The organism is Enterobacter sp. CGMCC 5087 (assembly GCF_003144775.1).
Lineage (GTDB): Bacteria > Pseudomonadota > Gammaproteobacteria > Enterobacterales > Enterobacteriaceae > Enterobacter > Enterobacter cloacae_M.
Genome location: NZ_QFXN01000080.1, coordinates 24,191 through 39,770 on the forward strand (window position 1 = coordinate 24,191; position 15,580 = coordinate 39,770).

The window sequence follows — 15,580 nt, forward strand, 5'->3', positions numbered from 1 at the left end:
CGGGGAAACCCGCCTTTTTTTATGGTGCAAAAATATGAAATACGTTGTTTCCGGTGGCGCGACTCTCAGCTTTGCCGACGGTTCTAAATTTGAGCTGTCTCAGGGCATCCACGACAGTTCCTCTTTCCCGAAAGAAGTTAAGGACCACTGGGCCTTTAAAGCCTATGCGCGCCCGATTGACGAAGCCGACCTGGCGAACGAGCAGAGCAATGAAGACCTTTCCGCGAGCCTTGTTCTCCTGGCAGAAGAAAATAACACCCTGAAAGCGCAGCTGGCTGAGCATGAAAAAACCATCACCGCGCTGGGGAATGAAAACACAGACCTGAAAGCGCAACTGGCAGCTGCTCAGGCACCAGCAGGCGGTAAACCTGCCGACAGCACGGACAAAACCGATAACACCGGCGGGGACGCGAAAAATGCCAAAAAACAGCAGCCTTCCGACTAACGAGCAGTTCCGCACCGACTTTCCCGAGTTCGCCGATAAAACTCGCTACCCTGACCCCTCAGTGAATTTCTATCTGGGGCTGGCCGATTCGCTTCTGAATCAGGACGTACAGGGCGATCAGTTCGTCTACCTGGCCGAACTATTCACGGCTCACTATACGGAGCTGCGCGGCCGCACGCTGGCCGCTGCTGCCGCTGGTGGTGTGAACAGCAACGGCGCAGCAGGTGTCGTGTCCTCTAAATCAGTGGATAAGGTTTCAGTGAGCTATGACGTGTCCGGGGTAATCAATCCAGATGCCGGTTTCTGGAACAGCACCGCCTACGGGCGCGAGTTCTACTGGTGGTGGTCGATGTTCGGCGCTGGTGGCAGGCAGCTGCTATGAAAAGCGGGTTAACGGTTCGTGCTGATAACGCCGTGGCTGTTCTGGAATCCCTCCGGCAGCTATCCGGAATGGATGTGCTGGTGGGAATACCTGAGGACAAGGCAGGGCGTGAAGATGGCTCTCCGATTAATAACGCGGAACTGGGCTACCTCCACTCGACGGGCGCAACGGTGGAAATCGACGGTACAACGGTCACGCTCCCCCCGCGCCCTTTTCTGGATATGGGGATCGAGGATTCAAAACCCCGAACCACTGCACACCTCAAGGCAGCGGCAACCGCCGCGCTGGAGGGGCAGACTGAAGCAGCAATGCGTGAGCTGGAAAGCGCCGGACAGATTGCCCGTGACGCTGCAAAAGCCGTTATCGGTGCTGGCGACCGGCTGCACCCGCTTTCTGAGAAAACCCTCGAACGCAGAAGGGCCGAGGGCATTCCCGGCGAAAAACCGCTGTATGCCCACGGTTACCTGCTGCGCTCAATTAACTACGTCGTGAGGAAAAAATAATGCCTCTTCTCGATGTGAGCGATGTTCTTCTCGATCCCGACTTCATGGACACCAGTCTGGTGTGTCACCGGCAGGTTCAGACGGTGGATGAGGACAATTTCACGAAAAACACAGCTCAGGATATCCCGTTCTCTGGCGTGGTGACGGTTGACCGTTCTCTGGAAGCCAGGCGAATGGCGGCAGGCCAGAACATTAGCGGCGCGATCCTCATCGTGACGCAGTTCAGATTAACCCAGGGCCAGCCCGGTACAGACAGCGCCCCGCGACTTGATGCCGATATCGTGAGCTATAACGGGCGTGCTTACCGGGTGACATTTGTCGATCCGTACACCAGTTACGGCGCCGGATTCGTACAGGCGCATTGTGAGCTGGTGGACTTTAACGGAGGGACGCCAGTTGAGTAATGACAGCACCACGCGCGGTTATCTGACGCCTGTCGGGGATAGTCCCCAGTATGACGAGACGCTGGAGCGTGAAATCAGCCGGTGGATTCGTGGCGTTTCTGGCTTGCCGGCCGCGCTTGTTTTCCCCCGATGGACTGACCCGCAGCCGCAGATCCCAAACAACGGGGTGACGTGGTGCGCCTTCGGTATCACTACCGTTCCCCAGCCGTTAAGCCAGTCAGATGTTCAGGTTTCGGAAGAACAGTCCGAGCAATGGACATGGGAACAGGTAACGGTGATTTGCTGCTTCTATGGCCCTCTGGGGGCCAACACTGCATCTACTTTCCGCGCGGGAATATTCGTCGAGCAAAACAACGCCGAACTGAATCGCTCGGGGCTTTCGCTGGTGGAGGCCGGGACTATCTACAACCTACCCGAGCTCATTAATAACCAGTGGGTGAGGCGCTACGACCTCACCATCACGCTGTCCCGCAAAAACATTCGTACCTACAACGTCCGGACGCTGCAAGATGCGCCCGTCTCATTTTTCGGAGACTAAATTATGCCGCAGGGATTACCTGTATCTAACGTCGTGAATGTCGACGTGATCATTGGGCCGCGTGCGGCTACTGGTCGAAACTTTGGTTCGCTGCTCATTCTCGGGAGCTCAACGGTTATCCCGGTTTCTGAGCGCATTCGCCTCTACTCATCCCCGGAAGATATCGGCACAGATTTCGGCGTGGATAGCCCGGAATATGAAGCCGCTACGGTGTATTTCTCGCAATCACCGAAACCGCAGCAGGTGTATGTCGGTCGCTGGGCTAAAACGCTGGTATCGGCTGAAAGCGGTTCGACGGAAACACTGCTGCAGGCGGTGAACGCCGTTCTGAATTACACGAACTGGTACGGCCTGGCCGTGGCTGACGATGAAGATATCGACGATGCCGACTGGCTGAGCGTGGCCGCTGCGATCGAGGCCTCCAGTCTCAGCCGAATTCTGGCGATTACCACTGCAGAGCCTGAGACGGTAAACGCGACCTCCACTACCGACCTGGCTTACAAGCTGAAGGCGGCAAAATACGCTCGCACGTTTGTGCAGTATTCCACCAGCAGCAAGTACGCCGCACTGTCTGCATTTGGTCGCGCGTTCACGGTGAATTTCAACGGCAGCAACACCACCATTACCCTGAAATTCAAGCAGGAGCCGGGGATCACCTATGAAACCCTGACCACCAATCAGGCGGTGGCGCTGGATGCCAAAAACTGCAACGTATTTGTGTACTACCAGAACGATACGGCCATCCTGCAGCAGGGCGTCATGTCCAGCGGTGATTTCTTCGACGAACGCCACGGGCTCGACTGGCTGCAGAACTACGTTCAGACCAACCTGTACAACCTGCTCTACACCAGCACAACCAAAGTCCCACAGACCGATGCTGGCGTTACGCGCCTGCTTTCCAATGTTGAACAGTCGATGGATCAGTCCGTCACGAACGGGCTGGTGGCTGCTGGCGTATGGAACGGTGGCCCGATTGGGCAGCTGGATTCCGGCGACACGCTGACAAAAGGCTATTACGTCTACGCGCAGCCGATTTCCGAGCAGGCGCAGGCAGACCGTGAAGCACGTAAGGCACCGGTTATTCAGGTGGCCTGTAAGCTGGCGGGTGCGGTTCATTTCGCTGATGTGCAGATCAACGTCGTTCGCTAAGGAGAACATGAATGGCTACTTATTCTTTTATGGACGTCACGGCGTCCCTCTCCGGCCCGACCGGCGAGATTGATCTGGGCTACGGTTCCGCCAGTTCAGAGGAGGGGATCACCGTCGCAATGGGCGGCCCCAAAAATACCATGACCATCGGCGCTGACGGCGAAGTGATGCACAGCCTGCACGCGGATAAAAGCGGCACGGTAACCGTCAACCTGCTGAAGACCTCGCCGACAAACAAAAAGCTGTCGCTGGCGTACAACGCGCAGAGTCAGTCCTCAGGTACCTGGGGAAACAACGTCATTGTGATCCGCAACAAGGTGAGCGGAGACATCATCACAGCGCGCAGCGTGGCGTTCCAGAAACAGCCGGATAACGCCAACGCTAAAGCCGGTAATACGATGCCCTGGGTGTTTGACTGCGGCAAAATCGACCAGGTTCTCGGAGAGTTTTAACAGATGGAATGCTCAATCAAAGGCCACGATTACCGCGTGGCAAAACTCAGCGTTTTTGACCAGCTGAAAGTGACCCGCAAACTGCTGCCGGTGCTGGCGGGCATGATGTCAGATTTCGGGAGCATTCGCTCCCTTCTGCCTGCTGATGGCAAAATCGACAACGTGAAATTCGATCAGCTGAAACCGGTGTTTGAAACCCTGCTCCCGCGCATCGCTGAGGAACTGTCTTCCCTGACTGAAGAAGACACCAACGCGATTATTCATCCGTGCCTGGCCGTGGTATCACGTAAGCACATGGACGGATGGACGCCGGTATTCAACAGCGGTCAGCTGATGTTCGATGATATCGACCTGCTGACCATGCTGCAGCTGGTGGCGCGGGTGGTCGCCGATTCACTGGGAAATTTTTTGCCCGTGAGCCCTACCAGCGCGACGCCGGGCCAGCCTCAGGGTTAACCCTCAACAGCCTGCCAGACGGGCTGTCTTATCTCCTTGACCCGGTTGACGCCGGGTTAATCCCTTATTACGCGCTGAAGGATGGATCAGTCGATCTGTGCGATATCGCGCTGATGAATGACCACCTGGCCGTTAAGGCAGACAACCAGCGCCGTATTGAGAAATGGAGAGAGGATAATGAACGCTGAGACTATTAAAGATTTCCTCGTCTCGCTCGGTTTTGATATCGATGAAGCAGGCGCGTCAAAGTTCGACTCTGTTCTCGCCGGTACGACCGCAAACGCCATCAAAATGGGGCTGGCCGTCGAAGGTGCCGCGCTTACCGTGGTGGCCTTCACGGCTAAGATCGCCTCGGGGCTGGATAATCTCTACTGGGCGTCACAGCGCACCGGCGCGACGGTTCAGGGGATTCAGTCTATTGGCTATGCGGTTTCGCAGGTGGGCGGCAGCGTTGACGCGGCGCGAACCTCTCTGGAAAGCCTCTCCCGGTTTGTTCGTAACAATCCCGGCGCGGAAGGCTTCCTGAATCGCCTGGGCGTACAGACCCGTGACGCCAGCGGCAACATGCGCGACATGGCCGCTATCTTTACGGGTGTCGGCCAGAAGCTCAGCAGCATGCCGTATTACCGGGCTAACCAGTATGCGCAGATGCTGGGCATTGACGAAAATACCCTCATGGCGATGCGTCGGGGTGTGGGCGGTTTCTCCGGGCAGTACAGCGCAATGGCGAAAGCTATCGGCTTCAATGCTGACGAGGCGGCCAGAAGCTCCAATAAGTTCATGACCTCCCTGCGTGAGTTCGGCGCGATGGCAGGCATGGCCCGTGACAAAATCGGCTCTAATCTTGCTGGTGGTCTGGCGGGTTCGCTGGACACGCTGCGCCGCCACATTCTGGATAACTTCCCGCGCATCGAGCAGACCCTGACGAAAGCCATAAAAGGCATTCTGGCGCTCGGGGACATTATCGGACGGCTATTCTTCCGGCTTATTGAGGGGACATCCAGCCTTATCACCTGGTGGCAATCGCTGGATAAGCAAACGCGGGAGCTGATCTCGTTGTTCGGCGCGCTGACGATTGCGCTGCGCATTCTGAACAGTACGTTCTGGATGTCGCCGATTGGCCTCATTACCGCGCTGGCGGCGGGGATTGCCCTTCTGTGGGAGGACTATCAGACCTGGAAGGAAGGCGGGGACAGCCTGATTGACTGGGGCAAGTGGAAGCCGGAAGTCGACGCCGCGCTGAAGATGGTTCGTGACCTTAAAACGACCGTTAACGAACTGGCGAAAGCGCTGGCGAAACTGCTCAATATTGACCCCAAATCATGGTCCCTGAAGTGGGATTTCAGCAACTTTATCGACCAGATGGGCGAGTTCAGCAAAATGCTGAATATGATCGCCGACCTGCTCAACGCCATTAAAGATGGCCGCTGGGCTGATGCCGCCAGCATCGGCAAACAGATGCTTAATCAGGGCAGCGAAAATCCGTCAGCGATGCCAATGGTAACAGACAGCGCTAACAGTGTGGCGGAATGGATAAAAGATAAAACCGGTTGGGATCCACGCAGTGTAGGACAGACCATAAGGAGCATTGGAGAGGATGAGCCAGATCAGATAGGACAGGCTGCAAAGCGAGGCGAACGGAACAATAATCCCGGAAACCTTAATTTTGCCGGTCAGGCGGGGGCTGAGCTTGAGCGCCCCGGCGGCAGGTTTGCCCGATTCGAAACCGCCTTTGATGGCTTGCGCGCTCTTTCGCGCCAGCTCGTGTTGTATGCCGGGAGAGGGATAAACAGCGTGGAGAAAATTATCTCCACCTGGGCGCCCGCTTCCGACAATAACAACACAGCAGCCTATATACAGGCGGTTTCCCAACGTCTGGGAGTAAATCCGCAGGCCGCTTTAAATATTAACGACCCACAAACGATGTCGGCATTAATGAGTAGCATTATTCACCATGAGAATGGGCGAAACATCTATTCGAAGGAGTTAATCGGGAAGGCTGCCGTCGCGGGAATCGGCGGGGCGAACGTGAACCAGCAAAACACCTACCACATTTACGGTGGTGGTGATCCGCGTTCTGTCGGTACCGAGGTCGAGCGTCGGCAGCAGTCGGCAAACGCCCAGGTCATGCGCGGTAATCAAACGAAGGTGGGCTAATGGATATTCTCTCTACGCTCTTTCAGCAGCAGAGCCGGAAAATAGGGATGATTGTCCCCAGTGTGGTTGTTTCTGAGAAGCATACCGACACGCTGGAGATAACAGAGCACCCTGTCGAGGTCGGGGCCGCCATCGCCGACCATGCCTACAAAAAACCGTCTGAAGTGGTGATGGAGGTCGGTTTCGCTGGTGGCGGATCGTTGCTGGATTTTGCCAGTAACCTGACGGCTACCAGCCTGCTAGGCCTGAGTCCCCAGCAGACGTATCAGGAGATACTCGACCTGCAGGCGAGCCGTATTCCTTTCGATGTGGTGACAGGCAAACGGCTGTACAGCAACATGCTGATCCGCGCGCTGGAAGTGACGACAGACAAGACAACCGAAAACGTCCTGTCTGCTGTCCTCACCCTGAGGGAGGTTCTTATCTCGCAGACGCAGCAGATCACCGTTGCTGATAAAACCAACATGAAGGACGGGGCCAGCACGTCGGCGGTACTGAATACCGGCAACAAAACCACAAAGCCGCCAAATACCTCGCTGCTGAAAAGCATCACGGGTAACGCGGCGTCATTACTGGGGCTCGGCTAATGGCAATTCAGGAAATCCCGCTGACAGCGGATAACCAGCAATTCAGCATCATCCTGGCGGGGACCACCTGGCGGATTAGTATCACCTGGCGCGATCTGTACTGGATTATGGACCTGCAGAACGACAGAGGGGAGCCGGTAATCTCAGGTATTCCTCTCGTCACCGGCGCTGACCTGCTGGCGCAGTACGCCTATATGGGGCTCGGCTTTAAGCTGGTGGTTGTCTGTGACGACAGCACACAGGATTATCCGACGAAAACCGACCTGGGCGGCCGCAGTCATTTACTGGTATCAACGGAGTAAGTATGTCACAGAACTGGATGAGACATTTCGAGCTGCAGCTCGTGGACGAGAACGGGCAGGGTATTGAGCTCAGCGATTTTAAAGTGACCTTTACGATCGACTGGTTCAACATCAGCAGCGCGTCGCGGGTGGGAACATTCAAAATCTACAACCTGTCAGCTGATACTTCCAACAGGATTACCGGTAAAGAGTTTTCGAAAGTGCGGCTGATTGCCGGTTACGACGGTATCGCGCCGGAGGTGTCGGCAAGCGACGTCGGGACCGTGCGCGAAGTCGACGCGGCGGACGTGGGCCAGAGTGATGGCCGCAACTACGGTCTGATTTTCAGCGGTGAAATTCGCTACTCGGTCACAGGAAAAGACAGTCCCATCGATTCCTACGTCCTGATTCAGGCAGCCGATACGGATCTGGCTTTTGCCACCAGCATAACCTCGCAGACGCTGGCAGCCGGTTACACGGTCGCAGACGTGAACCGCGCGCTGATGAAAGACTTCGAGGCCAAAGGCGCGACCGAAGGTCTGACGCCTGAAATGCCTGCTACTGTGTTCCCACGGGGCCGGGTGCTGTTCGGCATGACACGGCATCTTATGGATAACGTGGCCGGACAATGTGGCGCAACATGGCAGTTCGTGGACGGGCAGCGCCAGATGGTGGCGAATAACGAGTATGTTCACGACGCGATTGTGCTCAACAGCGCCACCGGGCTTATCGGTATGCCGCAGCAGACCATCGGCAACGGCGTAAACGTCCGCGCGCTAATTAACCCGAACATCCGGGTAAACGGGCTCATTCAGTTGGATCAGGCTTCCGTATATCGCACCGCGCTGTCGAACAACGATATCGCTATGGCTGGTGGGCAGATCACCGACCAGAACACGGACGGCAATATCACGCTCAGCGGTACCACCGCGCAGCCTGCCAGCATCGCAACGGATGGCGTTTATATTGTGCGCGGGATTATGTACACTGGCGACACAAGGGGCCAGGCGTGGTATATGGATATGATGTGCGAAGCGCGTGGCGCGGCGGATCTCCGCACTCAGGACTCGCTTAACCGGGGGGAAATTTGAAAGCCTTAGCCATTTTAATTGTTGCCTTTATGTCATTTGGGGCATCAGCAAGCGGGTACACCGCTTATTGTGGGCCTTACACCATCACTGCAAGGTTGGGTGAAATGGACATGATTAATGGTGAACGCGTCACATCGCAGAAAATTACAAATCTTGGTGCTGATGGCATTATGATTGATATGGGGCTTATGCCTGCTAAAGATGGCAACAATTATGGCTTTGAATACATTCGCCGTCCGGGTACCGAAACGCGATTCCTGAATGTCCAACTGCTGCAGAACAGCATGGACGCGCCAAAGATCATTGGTTCTTTCCCGTGTAAGAAGGTCGCTGATTAATTAACGGTGGTTGTGATGAATAAAGTTACCTGCGATACAGTGCAAATTTGCGATGGAATCCATTGTAAAGATTGTGGCTGGCCCATTATTCATGCATGCGTAAATTGGGATTCAGATATTTTTCCAACCGCCGAACATCTGAAGAATCATCCAGATGATGGGTTCGCTGATTGGTGGGGGTATTGTTCAAACAAAGCCTGTAAAAACCACCATGGTGAATCATGGGGGCAAACTGGACTTAGCTTTTCTGAGCCTGATTAAAATAACCTTCTTAAACAGACCCGCCACCCGGCGGGTTTTTTGCTTTCTGGAGCCAACCAAATGGCAGTATCTGACCAGACCCGCAGCGGCGACCTTGCTGAAACATTCAAATCTGAGCGGGAAACCACAAAGAACCAGATCCGCGTCGCTTTGCCTGGCATCGTCCAGTCATTCGATCCTGACGCGGTGACGGCGGTTGTGCAGCCTGCTATCCGTTCGGTTGAAACTGATAACGACGGGAACCGTATTACCAAAAATTACCCGCTGCTGGTGGATGTGCCTGTGGTGTTTCCGCGCGGCGGCGGCTGCACGCTAACGTTCCCGGTGAAAGCCGGTGATGAATGCCTGGTGATTTTCGCCGATCGCTGCATCGATTTCTGGTGGCAGAACGGCGGGGTACAGGAGCCTGTCGACGACCGGGTGCATGATTTATCGGATGCGTTCTGTATCGTCGGGCCGCAGTCACAGGCGCAGAAAATCAGCGGAATCAGCATCAGCGCTGCGCAACTGCGTACTGATGATGGCGCTGCGTTTGTGGAAGTGGCCGCAGGCCATAACATCACGGTTAAAACACCCGGCGCGCTGACGGCGACAGCAGAAGGAGGAACCACGATCACATCACCCACCATCACGCTAAACGGCAACGTGACAATAAACGGGAATCTCTCTCAGGGGATGGGCGAAAGCGGCGGTACTGCGACGATGCTTGGCCCTGTCACGGTGACTAACGATGTAAAAGCTGGTGGTAAGAGCCTGATGACGCACACGCACGGCGGAGTACAGACCGGCGGCGGTAACACAGGAGCGCCTAACTGATGCGATACAGACGCGAAGACGCCGACGGTGATTACACCTTTGGCAGCGGCGATGATACCTGGCTGATTAACTCACCTGAGGCCGTGGCGCAGGCCGTGAAAACGCGATTCGAATTATGGTACGGGCAATGGTTCCTCGACACCACTGAGGGGACACCGTGGATTCAGTCCGTACTCGGTAAGCAGAAGCCGGAAACCTACAACCTGGCGATCCGTAAGCGCATCCTCGAAACGCGGGGCGTTAAATCCATCCTCTCTTTCAATACGACAGTGAACACTACGACGCGCCGCGTCCAGTTCTTCGCTGAAATCGACACCATCTACGGAACAACGACAGTAACCAGCGAGGCATAAATGGCCCTCAATTTGGACACACTCGGCTTATCGGCAACGGTAACCGCTGAGGGGATCAGTGCGCCTGATTACCAGACGATACTCGATACCCTGACGAGCTATTTCCAGCAGATTTATGGCAGTGACGCTTATCTGGAGCCGGACAGCAAAGACGGCCAGATGGTGGCGCTGGTGGCGCTGGCTATCCACGATGCCAACAACACGGCGATCTCCGTTTATAACTGCTTCTCACCTGCAACAGGTTACGGCGCCGCGCTGACCAGTAACGTAAAAATTAACGGTATCGCGCGCCGGGGGGCGACGAACTCTACCGTGGATCTGGTTTTGACCGGTACGGCCGGGACGTCCATCACAAACGGTACTGTGAAAGACACGAATAACGTGATCTGGCGGCTTCCTGCCTCGGTGACGATCGGTGTCGGCGGTACCGTGACGGTAACTGCAACCTGTTCAAACAGCGGAGCGGTTGCGGCGCTGGCCGGGACGATTACCACTATCAACACGCCGACCCGTGGCTGGGCATCTGTAACCAACCCGGCGGCGGCCACCGTAGGCGCACCGGCTGAAACCGACGCAGAGTTGCGTATCAGGCAGGGGCAAAGCGTCGCTCTGCCGTCACTCACACCGTTTGAAGGTGTCGACGGTGCGATCGCCAACGTTGCAGGCGTGACACGTCACAAGCTCTACGAGAATGATACTGGTGCAACCGACAGCAACGGGCTGCCGCCTCATTCCATTTCCGCCATCGTCGATGGAGGTGATGTTACCGAGATAGCCCAGACAATCAGGGGAAACAAAGGGCAGGGAACAGCCACCTATGGGACGACATCTGTCACGGTACCGGACACCTACGGCAATCCACACGTGATCAGCTTTTCTCGGTCTACTGATGTGCCAATTTATGGACATATCACCCTGAAGGCATTCACCGGCTACACGTCGCAAATTGGCGTACAGATTCAGCAGGCCGTCGCGGATTACATCAACGGGCTGACGATCGGCGACGATGTGCTGCTAAGCAGGATTTATTCTCCAGCGAACCTCGGCGTAGTGAGTGGCGGCAATGCGCGCTACTACGACATACAGGAGCTGCTGATTGGCAAATCAGCCGGTAGCGTAGCGGCGGCAAACATCATCATCGCCTACAACGAATCCGCGTCGTGTAAACCCGAAAATATTGTTCTAACGGTGACGTCATGAGCAAGTACACGGACTTAATCACCAACTATCACGCCACGAAGCCGAAATTTTTTGATCACGTCGACCTGAGCACGCGGCCACTGATTGATATCACCGGCGCCACCCGGGGGCTGGTAAGCGCTTTCGACATTGATACCGCCGTCGGTGTCCAGCTCGATACGCTCGGCCTCTGGATTGGTCGCAGTCGCATCGTCAGTCAGCCGATAAGCGGGGTGTATTTTAGCTGGGACACTGACGGGCTCGGATATGACCAGGGCGTATGGCAAGGTCCGTATGATCCAGATGCAGGCTATACCACGCTGAGCGATACAACCTATCGCATCGTTCTTAAGGCAAAAATCGCCATCAACAACTGGGATGGCCGCAATGATTCGCTGCCTCCCATCCTTGACGCTGCAACTGCAGGCTCTGGCCTGAAGATGCAAATCGTCGACAACCAGGACATGACGATCTCGGTCTGGGTATTTCCCGAGACTGATATTTCAAATGTGTCTCTCGAACTGATCGCCGCTATCAAACATGGCTATCTCACCGTTAAAGCAGCTGGCGTATGGGCCGGTGACGTGGAAACGCCCTCGGTAGAGGCACCATCCGAGGGTTCTAAATTCTTTGGTTTTGATATGGATAACGAATACATCGGCGGGTTCGATGTTGGAGCATGGGGGACAATACTCTGATGGCAACGAATAACTTTAAACCATTCGCGACCGCAGCGAATGCTAATGTGGTATCTCAGGCGGACTGGGAAGCGCGTCCAGCTCTTCTTTCTGGTTTTACTTCTGGTAAGGCAGCCAGCGCAGAAGTCAATAAAGCAATCAGGCAGGCCAGCTTTATCGCGGCAGCGCTGGCGCAATACACCGCCAACAAAAGTGGGCAGGATGTGCTTGATGATGCTGATCTGAACGGGTTCATTGCTAAAATGACCACCGCGTTCGGTAAGGATTTCCAGGCGCTTGACGCTACGCTGACGGCACTTGCCGGCCTCGCCACAGGAGCAAATAAGCTTCCATATTTCACCGGGACAGATACCGCGGCACAAACTGACCTTACGCAGATCGGTCGGGACGTTATCGGTCAGACAACCTTGGCGAACCTTCTCACATACCTCGGTTTGGGAGCGCTTCAATCTTCCTATACCGATACAGCGGGCTTGGTTGCAAAAAATGGAGGGTGGGGCGTTGGAGTAACGGCAGATAAGATGACTGGAACTATGGCCGCACTCAACGTTTCACGATTCGACTATTTCGCTCCATCAGATAATATCGGTCCTTATCCTGGACAGTGGGCTGGTGGTATTTCATTTGCCAACTCTGGTTCTACCGGGTGGCAAATCTGCGGTGCGTCTCTCGGTTCCATTCCTGATTTTAGCGTAAGGATAAAAACGGGGCAGACAACATTTTCTAACTGGTATAAGCTTTACCACACAGGATTTAAACCAACATCATCTGATATTTCCGGGCTTGGAACGGCGGCAACAAAAAATGTGGGTACAGGTTCTGGACAAATACCGGATATGTCCAGTTTTACAAGTGGTACCGGCTGGGCATCTTTACCAGGAGGTACTATTATCCAGTGGGGTATTGCAGCCTCTGGTCAAATTGGAGATCCGCAGACTATAAATTTCCCCGTACCTTTTACAAATTACAGTACAGTTCAGCTTGTTGCTTCTTATGATAACGCTGGCGCTTCAGCTGCACCTTATAGCTTTGCAGCTCAACCTATCAGTAATACCCAGTTCAAATTATTAAATTCAACATCATCATCAGCCGTTATTTACGCTCGGTGGATTGCGATCGGGAGATAATTAGAATGAATAAATATTTTTATGATGTATCAACAAATGCTTTCTATCCGATAGCTATGAAGGAAATTTATGAATCAAATGGAATGAACTTTGACAATGCTAAGGAGGTTGATGAAGAGCTATTTATTGAATATTCAGGCGAACCTCCGAAAGGGAAAATCCGCATTGCTGGTGAAGATGGTTTTCCTGACTGGGGTGATATTCCTCCCCCGACTAAGGATGAACTAATAGCTAATGCTAATCAGAAAAAGATAAGCCTGATTGCAGACGCTCAGGGGGAAATTAGCATCTGGCAAACCGAGTTGACGTTGGGTTTAATCAGTGATGAAGACAAAAATAGCCTGGTTTCTTGGTTGAAATATATCAAAGCTGTTCAGAATGTTGATATTTCAAAAGCCCCAGATCTAATATGGCCCAATCATCCATAAAAGAAGCCCCCTCGGAATGAGGGGGCTTCTTTCTAAGTTAAGATCTTGTTTATTGGTGCGATATCGTTTTTCTTTTGCTTCAAAAACATTTCTATTCGTTTGCCGATTTTTATAGAGGGCTTTTCAATTACATAGTGCATGACTATAGCTGCAGTACCTGTTAAAGTAGTCATGAAGAAAAACTTAGAAATACCACTCATTGATGCAAAAAAGTTGGGGCTGTATACGGCGATTGCATTCACAAAAATATAATGGGATATGTAAAGGGAAAATGATATATCCCCCAGTAAGTTAAATAGTTTATTTTCTTTGATGCCGATTTGTTTATCGTAGGTTAAAACACCAAATAACAATATGATAGACCATATACCAAACCCATGCATTCCGAACTCGTTATTGAAATTACCGAAATAAAAAGTCAAGAATAACCCACATGAAAGAGCTAATATGAGTTGGGTAGTACCTTCAGTTATTTTTATCTTCATCTTCGTAAAGATTTCGTAAAAGACCATCCCCATAATGAATTCAACAAGGATTGGGGATGATACAAATCTTAGTAGGCCATATAACGGGTTGGTTTGCGGGATATTCGGTGAAGCATCGCCAGAAAAAGATAGGCTACCGGTGTATAATAATTGCAAAACTAATATCGGAGTGATTAAAAATAGCGATGATAAAACCACTCTATATTTATGGTTTATGCCCATGGCAATAACAAAAGTTAGATAGAAGTATAGTTCATAAGTTAATGTCCATGCTGTTCCTAATATGTTAAATCCAAAGCTTGGTGATGGGAGTGAGTAATCCTTATGAATTAAAAGAGATGCTCTTACAAGATCAAGCAAAGAATTTGAGTTGTATACAGTTAATGATCCGATAGCAAAAATAAAAATAAATGGAGGATATACTCTAAAGAATCTACGAACTAAGAATATTGATTTTGAATTTGAGTTTTTAGTAGATAACACAATTACAAATCCACTAATCATAAAGAATAGGTCAACTCCAAATGCTCCTCCACCAAAGAGGATCCATCCTAGGTCTTTTTGAACATAATAATTATCAAGATAAATGCTAAAATGAAAGAAGACCACTAGTAAAGCTGCTATCCCACGAAGATAGTGGATTGATAAAATTTTAGAGTTCATTTTTATAACCCTTATGAGAATAATTTTTAGCTATATTATTTTTACGCATTTTCTTATTCTGTATAATCCAAAGAAGTAATTATATCATTTTAAATTTTTACAGTCAGTAGATTAATTCTATTGATCTTATTCGAATTTATAGGATTCAACGCATTAAAGAAAGTGTTATGGACTTCCATGAGAGTTTCTGCAGGCTACCATTTAATGATAGTAGCCTGCACAATTTTACAGCCCAACCTGGCGAACTGTCGGGAACTCAGATACCAGCCACATATCGGCTTCTTCAAACATATCCTCCAGCATGCGGTTCAGCTTCTCCCGATCGTTTTTACTTGCATCGCTATTCAGGCCGTTCGCCTGCATCGGCTTCACCCTTACTTCGGCATCAGGAAAAATCTGGTGCACTCGCTTCGTCAGTTCTGCCAGGATAATCTCTCTGGCTCCTTCGAGCCCCTCTACATTGCGTTTGTCATAAACCAGTTCAACGAACATAAAAGCCTCCGGAAAACCACTGTGGTTGTATACAGTATTTTTACTGTAAAAATAAACAGTGTCAAGGCGAGAGGGGCGCGAAAGGGGTAGGAGTTTTTGTTACCCTTAGTTACAAATAGAAAAACCCCAGACCGTAAGATTTGGGGTTCTTTTAAAGTGCACGTGCATTTCACGTGCATATTTTTGTCTTTTCTCGGTCTGCCTGCTGTCTGGTCAGTGTCCGTAAGCGGCTGTTTTTATTGCCGCTGTCCGGTCGCAGTCCTATCAAAAGTGGTGGAGCTGGCGGGAGTTGAAC

The 15,580-nt window shown here is 52.3% G+C and carries 23 protein-coding genes; 21 read left to right on the plus strand and 2 right to left on the minus strand.

Translation table 11 applies throughout. The annotated features are described in order from the left end of the window. The first annotated feature begins 34 nt into the window (after positions 1 to 34). From DEO48_RS07135 to DEO48_RS07235, 21 genes are read left to right on the plus strand one after another with little or no spacing between them, the layout of a single operon-like run. A complete protein-coding gene (locus DEO48_RS07135) occupies positions 35 to 445 on the plus strand; it encodes a hypothetical protein (protein ID WP_109844759.1) in 411 nt (136 codons plus the stop codon). Further along, complete coding sequence (locus DEO48_RS07140) at positions 417 to 827, plus strand: DUF4054 domain-containing protein (protein WP_109844760.1); 411 nt, start codon at positions 417 to 419, stop codon at positions 825 to 827. Before DEO48_RS07135 ends, DEO48_RS07140 begins: the two co-directional genes overlap by 29 nt. After that, complete coding sequence (locus DEO48_RS07145) at positions 824 to 1,330, plus strand: hypothetical protein (protein ID WP_109844761.1); 507 nt, start codon at positions 824 to 826, stop codon at positions 1,328 to 1,330. Before DEO48_RS07140 ends, DEO48_RS07145 begins: the two co-directional genes overlap by 4 nt. Then, complete coding sequence (locus tag DEO48_RS07150; protein ID WP_032625723.1) at positions 1,330 to 1,734, plus strand: hypothetical protein; 405 nt, start codon at positions 1,330 to 1,332, stop codon at positions 1,732 to 1,734. The genes DEO48_RS07145 and DEO48_RS07150 overlap by 1 nt, the downstream gene beginning before the upstream one ends. Further along, the gene (locus DEO48_RS07155) at positions 1,727 to 2,272 is read left to right on the plus strand and encodes a hypothetical protein (RefSeq protein ID WP_109844762.1); all 546 of its coding nucleotides are present in this window, start codon (positions 1,727 to 1,729) and stop codon (positions 2,270 to 2,272) included. The genes DEO48_RS07150 and DEO48_RS07155 overlap by 8 nt, the downstream gene beginning before the upstream one ends. A 3-nt stretch (positions 2,273 to 2,275) precedes the next feature. Continuing rightward, positions 2,276 to 3,421, plus strand: a complete 1,146-nt coding sequence (locus tag DEO48_RS07160; protein WP_109844763.1) for a DUF3383 family protein — start codon at positions 2,276 to 2,278, stop codon at positions 3,419 to 3,421. Between the two features lie 11 nt (positions 3,422 to 3,432). Continuing rightward, positions 3,433 to 3,873 carry a DUF3277 family protein gene (locus DEO48_RS07165; protein ID WP_000257260.1) on the plus strand — a complete coding sequence of 147 codons (441 nt, stop codon included), beginning with the start codon at positions 3,433 to 3,435 and terminating at the stop codon, positions 3,871 to 3,873. Positions 3,874 to 3,876: 3 nt separating this feature from the next. Beyond that, positions 3,877 to 4,329, plus strand: a complete 453-nt coding sequence (locus tag DEO48_RS07170; RefSeq protein WP_109844764.1) for a phage tail assembly chaperone — start codon at positions 3,877 to 3,879, stop codon at positions 4,327 to 4,329. Positions 4,330 to 4,352: 23 nt separating this feature from the next. Further along, a complete protein-coding gene (locus DEO48_RS27110; protein ID WP_023229521.1) occupies positions 4,353 to 4,517 on the plus strand; it encodes a DUF6889 family protein in 165 nt (54 codons plus the stop codon). Beyond that, positions 4,507 to 6,486, plus strand: coding sequence for a lytic transglycosylase (locus DEO48_RS07180; RefSeq protein ID WP_109844765.1), 1,980 nt, complete (start codon positions 4,507 to 4,509; stop codon positions 6,484 to 6,486). Before DEO48_RS27110 ends, DEO48_RS07180 begins: the two co-directional genes overlap by 11 nt. Next, positions 6,486 to 7,073, plus strand: a complete 588-nt coding sequence (locus DEO48_RS07185; protein ID WP_016247449.1) for a phage baseplate protein — start codon at positions 6,486 to 6,488, stop codon at positions 7,071 to 7,073. Before DEO48_RS07180 ends, DEO48_RS07185 begins: the two co-directional genes overlap by 1 nt. Then, positions 7,073 to 7,375, plus strand: a complete 303-nt coding sequence (locus tag DEO48_RS07190; RefSeq protein WP_032666013.1) for a phage baseplate plug protein — start codon at positions 7,073 to 7,075, stop codon at positions 7,373 to 7,375. The genes DEO48_RS07185 and DEO48_RS07190 overlap by 1 nt, the downstream gene beginning before the upstream one ends. A gap of 2 nt (positions 7,376 to 7,377) precedes the next feature. Beyond that, positions 7,378 to 8,445, plus strand: a complete 1,068-nt coding sequence (locus DEO48_RS07195) for a hypothetical protein (RefSeq protein ID WP_109844766.1) — start codon at positions 7,378 to 7,380, stop codon at positions 8,443 to 8,445. Then, a complete protein-coding gene (locus DEO48_RS07200) occupies positions 8,442 to 8,783 on the plus strand; it encodes a hypothetical protein (RefSeq protein ID WP_375232166.1) in 342 nt (113 codons plus the stop codon). The genes DEO48_RS07195 and DEO48_RS07200 overlap by 4 nt, the downstream gene beginning before the upstream one ends. 15 nt (positions 8,784 to 8,798) lie before the next feature. Then, a complete protein-coding gene (locus tag DEO48_RS07205) occupies positions 8,799 to 9,044 on the plus strand; it encodes a hypothetical protein (RefSeq protein ID WP_072162438.1) in 246 nt (81 codons plus the stop codon). 60 nt (positions 9,045 to 9,104) lie between these two features. Continuing rightward, the gene (locus tag DEO48_RS07210) at positions 9,105 to 9,860 is read left to right on the plus strand and encodes a Gp138 family membrane-puncturing spike protein (protein ID WP_109844767.1); all 756 of its coding nucleotides are present in this window, start codon (positions 9,105 to 9,107) and stop codon (positions 9,858 to 9,860) included. Further along, positions 9,860 to 10,213 carry a hypothetical protein gene (locus tag DEO48_RS07215; RefSeq protein WP_023325694.1) on the plus strand — a complete coding sequence of 118 codons (354 nt, stop codon included), beginning with the start codon at positions 9,860 to 9,862 and terminating at the stop codon, positions 10,211 to 10,213. The genes DEO48_RS07210 and DEO48_RS07215 overlap by 1 nt, the downstream gene beginning before the upstream one ends. Then, positions 10,214 to 11,413, plus strand: a complete 1,200-nt coding sequence (locus DEO48_RS07220) for a baseplate J/gp47 family protein (RefSeq protein WP_023150238.1) — start codon at positions 10,214 to 10,216, stop codon at positions 11,411 to 11,413. After that, on the plus strand, positions 11,410 to 12,090 hold the full coding sequence (locus DEO48_RS07225) for a DUF2612 domain-containing protein (protein ID WP_109844768.1): 681 nt from the start codon (positions 11,410 to 11,412) through the stop codon (positions 12,088 to 12,090). The genes DEO48_RS07220 and DEO48_RS07225 overlap by 4 nt, the downstream gene beginning before the upstream one ends. Beyond that, complete coding sequence (locus tag DEO48_RS27115; RefSeq protein WP_109844774.1) at positions 12,090 to 13,217, plus strand: hypothetical protein; 1,128 nt, start codon at positions 12,090 to 12,092, stop codon at positions 13,215 to 13,217. The genes DEO48_RS07225 and DEO48_RS27115 overlap by 1 nt, the downstream gene beginning before the upstream one ends. 5 nt (positions 13,218 to 13,222) lie before the next feature. After that, a complete protein-coding gene (locus DEO48_RS07235; protein ID WP_109844769.1) occupies positions 13,223 to 13,645 on the plus strand; it encodes a tail fiber assembly protein in 423 nt (140 codons plus the stop codon). A gap of 32 nt (positions 13,646 to 13,677) precedes the next feature. Here the strand turns inward: DEO48_RS07235 and DEO48_RS07240 are convergent, their stop codons facing one another. Then, the gene (locus DEO48_RS07240) at positions 13,678 to 14,793 is read right to left on the minus strand and encodes an acyltransferase (protein ID WP_109844770.1); all 1,116 of its coding nucleotides are present in this window, start codon (positions 14,791 to 14,793) and stop codon (positions 13,678 to 13,680) included. Between the two features lie 225 nt (positions 14,794 to 15,018). Then, positions 15,019 to 15,285: a DinI family protein gene (locus DEO48_RS07245; protein ID WP_023150243.1), complete on the minus strand. Its 267-nt coding sequence runs from the start codon at positions 15,283 to 15,285 to the stop codon at positions 15,019 to 15,021. Positions 15,286 to 15,580: the final 295 nt, after the last annotated feature.